This is a genomic window from Mesorhizobium sp. BR1-1-3, from assembly GCF_020165455.1.
Lineage (GTDB): Bacteria > Pseudomonadota > Alphaproteobacteria > Rhizobiales > Rhizobiaceae > Mesorhizobium > Mesorhizobium ciceri.
This window is the reverse complement of sequence record NZ_JAIUIC010000007.1, coordinates 321,674-328,253: the sequence shown is the minus strand read 5'-3', so window position 1 is coordinate 328,253 and position 6,580 is coordinate 321,674. Positions and strand designations below refer to the sequence as shown.

The 6,580-nt window shown below is 64.8% G+C and carries 9 protein-coding genes; 2 read left to right on the top strand and 7 right to left on the bottom strand.

Annotated features, from left to right (window positions below; genetic code table 11):
- Positions 1–63: 63 nt before the first annotated feature.
- The gene (locus LB559_RS18600) at positions 64–330 is read right to left on the bottom strand and encodes a hypothetical protein (RefSeq protein WP_013528900.1); all 267 of its coding nucleotides are present in this window, start codon (positions 328–330) and stop codon (positions 64–66) included.
- A 130-nt stretch (positions 331–460) separates the two neighbouring features.
- Here LB559_RS18600 and gcvA point away from each other — a divergent pair, with 130 nt between their 5' ends.
- The gene (gcvA, locus tag LB559_RS18595; protein ID WP_013528901.1) at positions 461–1,396 is read left to right on the top strand and encodes a transcriptional regulator GcvA; all 936 of its coding nucleotides are present in this window, start codon (positions 461–463) and stop codon (positions 1,394–1,396) included.
- Positions 1,397–1,534: 138 nt separating this feature from the next.
- On the opposite strand, the gene LB559_RS18590 is transcribed toward gcvA, so the two are convergent.
- The 6 genes from LB559_RS18590 to tsaD are packed head-to-tail and all read right to left on the bottom strand — an operon-like array spanning position 1,535 to position 5,552.
- On the bottom strand, positions 1,535–1,951 hold the full coding sequence (locus LB559_RS18590; protein WP_224674691.1) for a DUF1761 domain-containing protein: 417 nt from the start codon (positions 1,949–1,951) through the stop codon (positions 1,535–1,537).
- A gap of 51 nt (positions 1,952–2,002) precedes the next feature.
- Positions 2,003–2,701: a class I SAM-dependent methyltransferase gene (locus LB559_RS18585; RefSeq protein WP_174299057.1), complete on the bottom strand. Its 699-nt coding sequence runs from the start codon at positions 2,699–2,701 to the stop codon at positions 2,003–2,005.
- Positions 2,656–3,081, bottom strand: a complete 426-nt coding sequence (locus tag LB559_RS18580) for an EVE domain-containing protein (RefSeq protein ID WP_224674690.1) — start codon at positions 3,079–3,081, stop codon at positions 2,656–2,658. The genes LB559_RS18585 and LB559_RS18580 overlap by 46 nt, the downstream gene beginning before the upstream one ends.
- Before the next feature lie 38 nt (positions 3,082–3,119).
- Complete coding sequence (locus LB559_RS18575; protein WP_013528905.1) at positions 3,120–3,416, bottom strand: YciI-like protein; 297 nt, start codon at positions 3,414–3,416, stop codon at positions 3,120–3,122.
- A 31-nt stretch (positions 3,417–3,447) separates the two neighbouring features.
- On the bottom strand, positions 3,448–4,470 hold the full coding sequence (locus LB559_RS18570; RefSeq protein WP_224674689.1) for an NAD(P)H-dependent glycerol-3-phosphate dehydrogenase: 1,023 nt from the start codon (positions 4,468–4,470) through the stop codon (positions 3,448–3,450).
- Entirely contained in the window at positions 4,467–5,552 is a 1,086-nt protein-coding gene (gene tsaD, locus LB559_RS18565; RefSeq protein WP_198032127.1) for a tRNA (adenosine(37)-N6)-threonylcarbamoyltransferase complex transferase subunit TsaD, read from the bottom strand. Before tsaD ends, LB559_RS18570 begins: the two co-directional genes overlap by 4 nt.
- A 101-nt stretch (positions 5,553–5,653) precedes the next feature.
- Here tsaD and hemC point away from each other — a divergent pair, with 101 nt between their 5' ends.
- Complete coding sequence (gene hemC, locus LB559_RS18560; RefSeq protein WP_127365959.1) at positions 5,654–6,580, top strand: hydroxymethylbilane synthase; 927 nt, start codon at positions 5,654–5,656, stop codon at positions 6,578–6,580.

Sequence of the window (6,580 nt, the reverse complement as noted above, 5' to 3'; positions counted from 1 at the left end):
GGGGAGTAGGGGAGTAGGGGAGTAGGGGCAAGCTCGGGCGCGGCCTTAGTTTTTCCTATTCCCCTATTCCCCTATTCCCCTACGGCCAGGTCTCTGCCAGCCGATGTCGAGCAGGCCCAGCCGGCCAAGCTCCTTGTCCATTGCGCGAGCGACATCACGGCGCGCGCCGCCGATATCGCGCAGTTGGCGGTCGGAGAGATCCTCGACGTTCTGGTAGGCAGTATCGCGGCGGGGGAGGCGTATCGCGACCCGGGCGTGACGCAACCAGTCGAGGGTTTCGGCCAGCCAGTTCGGACGATGTGCGGACGAATTCAAAACGATGATGGACATGGTGTGCTCCGTTCTCCCCGAATATCAAATCCGGCTTGATGATGTTTCGATGGACAGATCATGCCAGATTGAAATCTCTGTAGGAAACGAGTAGTTTTCTCTCGATCATCAAGTTTTCTTTGAGGATAGGATGGCTCGTCTTCTGCCTGGGACTCGTGCCTTGAGGACGCTGGAGGCGGCGGCCCGGCACCTCAATTTCACCCGTGCCGCCGACGAGCTTGGGCTGACACCGGCCGCCGTCAGCCATCAGATCAAGGAAATCGAGGATCAGCTCGGGCTGGTGCTGTTCACGCGCACCAGCCGCACCATCCGGCTCACCGAGGCGGGAACGGTGCTGTTCGACGCCTCGGCGGACGCGCTCGACCTGCTTGGCCGGGCTGTTTCGCGGGCGCAAAAGCTGACGCGCGGCACCGCTCTCTTGAAGGTAACGCTCGACGCGCAGTTCGCGTCAAAATGGCTGATGCGACGCGTCGACGATTTTCGCAAGCGTCACCCCGATATCGAATTGCGATTCGACATCGCCTATGAAGTGCGGGATTTCGAACTTGACGACATCGATGTCGGCATCCGTTTTGGCGCCGGCAAATATCCGGGCCTTCGCACCCACCGGCTGTTCGACAACATCCTCATTCCGGTGTGCAGCCCGAGCCTTTTGACGTCCGGTCCGCCGCTGCGCGAGCCGCGCGATCTTTTCAACCATACGCTTGCGCATATCGAATGGTCGCGGCAAGGCGTGACGTGGCCGAACTGGCGGATGTGGATGGCGGCGGCCGGCATCAATGATTTCGACGACAGCCGGACAGTCGTGTTCGGAAATTCCACGGATGCCGTCCAGGCAGCGCTCGACGGCAATGCCGTTGCGCTCGCCGATTTCGCCATGGTGGCGAACGACCTTTCCCAGGGCAGGCTGGTGCAGCCTTTCGAACTCGGCCTGCGCGTGGCGCCCGAGTTCGCCTATTTCCTGGTCTATCCCGAAAATACCGCCGACGATCCACGCATCGTCGCCTTTCGCGAATGGATGCTAGAGGAAGTCGCCAAGACGCGGACCACGGATAAAGGGCAGTAGGGCAGTAGGGCAGTAGGGCAGTAGGGCAGTAGGGCAGTAGGGCAGTAGGGCAGTAGGGCAGTAGGGCAGTAGGGATAGGCGTCGGTGCCGTCTGCCCCCTATTCCCCTACTGCCGTACTGCCCTACTCCCTTCTTGACTCAGCTTGCCACCGCGCCGAACCAGCCGATCACGGCGCCGATGATCAGCAGCACGCCGAGCCAGTGGCCGCCGTCGATGAGGGTCAGGTCCCAGCCGAAATTCTCGTAGCGATGGTTGACCGAGAGCGTCGTGGCGACGAAACCCAGCCAGAGCACGAAGCCGAAGACAAGTCCGGCGAGCCATGTCGGCTCGCCGCCGGTTATCGCGCCGACGACCAGCGCCATTATGGCGGCCATGACCAGTTCGGCGATGAAGCTGACGACGAAGGGCAGCGGCGACTTCTTCATCGTCGCCGGATCGAGCTTGGCGGCCTTCAGCCACGCCTTGCTCAGGCTCATGTACCAGGCGGCGCCGAACAGCCACGCCACGATTGCGGCAGCGACCACCGCCAGCCAGTTCACTGCTGAAAAATCCATGAGCTCGCCCCTCTGATCTGGATGTTATGGAACGCCTGTTCGGCGATCGCGTCAAGCGAACCGCCAGACGGTCGTGCGCTTGACCAGCGCATCCTCCAGCGCCCGCGTGACGGCCACTTCATAGACCGCAAGCGGCTCCAGCCCTGTCTTCGGCAGATACGACCGGCCGGGATCGCCGACAAGGATTTCGGCGCCGCGCGCCTTCAGCGTTGCGAACCATGGCACCAGCCGGTCAGCGAAAGATTTGTCATAGAAAACATCACCGGCCAGGACCACGTCCCAACCTGCATCGGTGCCGATGCAATCCGTGCCGAGGAATTCGGTCCCGATACCGTTGATCTCGCTGTTGAGCCGGATCGCGGTGGCGCAGAACGGGTCGATGTCGGAGGCGATCACCTTGGCGGCACCGGCCTTGGCAGCGGCGATGGCGACAAGGCCGGAGCCGGAAGCGAAGTCGAGCACGTGCTTGCCACGCACCGTGCCGGAATTGTCCAGGACATAGCGGGCAAGGCCCTGGCCGCCGGCCCAGGCGAAAGCCCAGAAGGGCGGCGGCAGGCCGATTTCGACCAGCTCTTCCTCGGTCCGCTGCCACAGGTCATGCGCTTCGTCGGCAAGATGAAGCAGGATCTCCGGCACGTGCGGCGGCGCCATCAGCGCCGTATTGTCGAGAATGAACTGTTTGGCGCTGTTGGGCGTGAGCGCCGTCACGGAGCCGGCGTCAAGCCGCCCATGCGGCAGACTTCCTTCCATTCGGCCGGCGTCACCGGCTGCACGGAAAGCCGTCCGAGCCGCACCAGCGCCATGTCGGCAAGCCTGGGATTGGCCTTCACCTGTTCCAGCGTCGGCGAGTTCGGTACATCCCTTACGGCGCGGATGTCGACGCATTCCCAGCGCGGATCGTCCGACGTGGTGTCGGGATGGGCAAGCGCGCAGACTTCAGCGATGCCGACGATGTTCAGCCCCTCGTTGGAATGGTAGAAGAAGCCGAGATCGCCGATCTGCATCGCCTTCATGTTGTTGCGCGCCGCGTAGTTGCGCACGCCGTCCCATTGCGTGCCGGCCTTGCCCTTGGCCTTCAGCATCTCGAAGGAGAACTTGAATGGCTCGGATTTGAACAGCCAGTAGTTCATGTCTTTCTCCTCCTTGGAGTCGCGCTGGCGACCGGGATTTAACTAGCCGCCGGCTTGTTGAACGTCCAGTTCCACGGGCGGATTTCGACGCTTTCGAACAGCCCGGCCTTGGCGTAGGGGTCGGCGGCCGACAGAGCCTGGGCGCCAGCCAGGTCGGGCGCCTCGACGACCACGAGGCTGCCATTGGACTTGCCTTCAGTGTCAAGGAACGGACCGGCGAATGCCAGCTTCTTGTCGCCGTTCAACCCCTCGAGAAAGGCAACATGCTCGGGCCGCGTGTCGAGGCGCACCTGCAGGCTTCCGGGCTTGTCCTTGCAAATCACAGCAAACAGCATTTTTTCTCCTGATCGTTCAAAGTCGTGGGGATCAATCGTTGGTTTCGGTCTTCAGCGGCCGGGTCATCAACGCCGTCACGGCCTGCCGGACGGTGATGGTGCCATCCAGTATGGCGGCGACGGCGGCAATGATCGGCGCGTCGATGTTGCGCTCGGTGGCAATGCGGGCGGCGATCGCCGCCGTCGGCACGCCTTCTGCCAGCGGCAATCCGGCAAGTGGCTTGCCTTGCCCGAGCGCCAACCCATAGGCGAAATTGCGCGACTGGGTGGACGAGCAGGTCAGCAGCAGGTCGCCAAGGCCGGAAAGCCCCATCAGCGTTTCGGGCCTGGCGCCGAAGGCAGCGCCGATGCGGCGCAATTCGACAAAGCCGCGCGTCACCATGGCGGCCTGGGCGCTGGCGCCGAGACCCGCCCCAGTGACGGCACCTGCGGCAATGGCAAAGACGTTCTTCAAGGCGCCGCCGATCTCGACGCCGATCAGGTCGTCGTTCGAATAGCAGCGCAGATTTTCGGCGGAAAAGCGGGCGGCGAGATCGGCGGCCAATGCCTCGTCGCGGGCGGCGACCACAACGGCCGTCGGCAGGCCGCGGGCGACGTCGGTGGCGAAGCTCGGGCCCGACAAAACGGCAACCGGATTGAGCGGCAGGATTTCTTCGACAATCGCCGATAGCAACGCGCCAGTCTCGCTTTCGATGCCCTTGGCACACAGAACCAGCGGGATACCGGCCGGCATATGGTCCTTCGCGGCCGCCAACGTCGCCCGCAGCGCCTGCGCCGGCGTCACCGCCAGTACGCAATCGGCACCGTCGAGCGTGGCCTGGATGTTGCTCGTCGCCACGATGCCGGGCTGGAGCGTAATGCCCGGCAGGTAGCGTGGATTTTCGCCGCGGTCGATCGCGGCTACGGTCTCCGGATCGCGCGCGTAAAGGCGGACGAAATGGCCGGCGCGCAGCATGGCCAAGGCCAAGGCAGTGCCCCAGGCGCCGCCGCCGAGCACGGCAACGCGCCAGCCGCTTGGCGCGGTGTCTTTGCCGCTCATTGCCACCTCGTTCATGCCTTGGCTCCGCGCCGGCCGGAGCCGACCATCGGCGCCGAGATGCTGTCCAGCGGCCAGCGCGAGCGCGGCACGAAATCGAAGCCGTTCTCTTGCGCCATGCCCTCGCGCAGCCGCTCGATGCCGGCCCAGGCGATCATCGCCGCATTGTCGGTGCAAAGTTTCAGTGGCGGCGCAATGAAGGTGAAGCCGGTCTCGGCGCAGAGCCGCTCCAGCATGGTCTTGATCGTGCGGTTGGCGGCGACACCACCGGCAACGACGAGGGCTGGGTTCCTAGTGCCGGGAAATGTCTCGCGAAAGCGCGTCAGCGCGCGAGAAACGCGGTCGGCCAGAGCATCGGCTACGGCTGCCTGGAACGAGGCGCAGATGTCGGCGACGTCCTGGTCGCTCAGCGGCGCAATGGCGCTCGCCGCCTGGCGCACGGCGGTCTTGAGGCCGGAGAAGGAGAAGTCGGGCTGGGCCGAGCCCTTCATCGGACGCGGAAAGGCAAAGCGCGAGGCGTTGCCGGCCTGTGCCGCCTTTTCGACATTCGGTCCGCCGGGATAGGGCAGGCCGAGCATCTTGGCCGTCTTGTCGAAGGCTTCGCCGAGCGCGTCGTCGATAGTCGTTGCCCAGCGCTGGTAGTCGCCGACACCCCGCACGGCGACGATTTGCGTATGGCCGCCGGAGACCAGCAGCAAGAGATAGGGAAAGTCGAGCCCGTCGGTCAACCTTGCGGTCAGCGCATGGCCTTCGAGGTGGTTGATGGCGATCAGCGGCTTGTTCGCCGCCGCGGCGATTGCCTTGGCGGTCATCAGCCCGACGATCAGCCCGCCGACCAGGCCGGGGCCGGCGGTGGCGGCAATCGCGTCGATATCGGCTAGCGCTGTGCCCGAATCGGCAAGCGCCGCCTCGATGATGCCGTCCAGCGCCTCGACATGGGCGCGCGCGGCGATTTCCGGCACGACGCCGCCGAAAGCGGCATGCTCCTCGATCTGGCTGAGCACGATATTGGACAGGATTTTTGGCGCGGCGTCGCCGTCGATGGCCACCACGCTGGCGGCGGTCTCGTCACAACTCGTCTCTATGCCCAGCACACGGATCAATTCGTCGCTGTCCTTAAAGATTGTATCATGGGGCTTTCCCCGTTAGGAGAACCCCGGAAAAGCCTCGCTTGCCGGGGGGTTATCACGGACTGCGCGCCATGCAAACAATCTTGAGAATCGGAACACGCGGCAGCCCGCTGGCGCTGGCGCAGGCGCATGAAACGCAGGCGCGGCTGATGGCCGCGCATGGCATGCCGGCGGAGGCGTTCGAGGTGGTCGTCATCTCGACTAGCGGCGACCGCATTCAGGACCGGCCGCTGTCGGAAGCCGGCGGCAAGGGCCTGTTCACCAAGGAGATCGAGGAGGCGCTGCTGGCCGGCCGGATCGACATCGCCGTGCATTCGTCGAAAGACATGCCGACGCAACTGCCCGACGGCCTCGAACTGTCGGCCTTCCTGCCGCGCGAGGACGCACGCGACGCCTTTGTCGGCAAAGCGGCGAAGACGATCGCCGAACTGCCGCGCGGGGCGAAAGTCGGCTCGTCGTCGCTACGGCGGCAAGCGCTGATCCGCCGGATGCGGCCGGATCTCGACGTGGTGATGTTCCGCGGCAATGTGCAGACGCGGCTGCGCAAGCTCGAGGAAGGCGTCGCCGCCGGCACGATCCTGGCCTATGCCGGGCTGAAGCGGCTTGGGCTCGAGCATGTCGTCACCGACCTGATACCGCTCGATGTCTTCCCGCCGGCGCCGGGGCAAGGCGCGATCGGCATCGAAACCCGTTTCGGCGACCGCGATGTCGAAAAGATGCTGGCAGCCGTCCATGATGTGCCGACCGGCCAGGCGCTGGCCTGCGAGCGTGCCTTCCTGGCGGCGCTCGATGGCTCCTGCCGCACGCCGATCGCCGGCTATGCCGCGATCGAGGCCGGAAAACTGTCTTTTGCCGGGCTGATCATCTCGCCCGACGGCACACAGTCGCACACGGTCGAACTGCAGGGATCGGCGCAAGACGCCGCCCGCATCGGCGGCGAAGCGGCCCGGAGCGTGCGCGCCAGGGCCGGCGAAAAGTTCTTCGACGGCTGGCTCTGA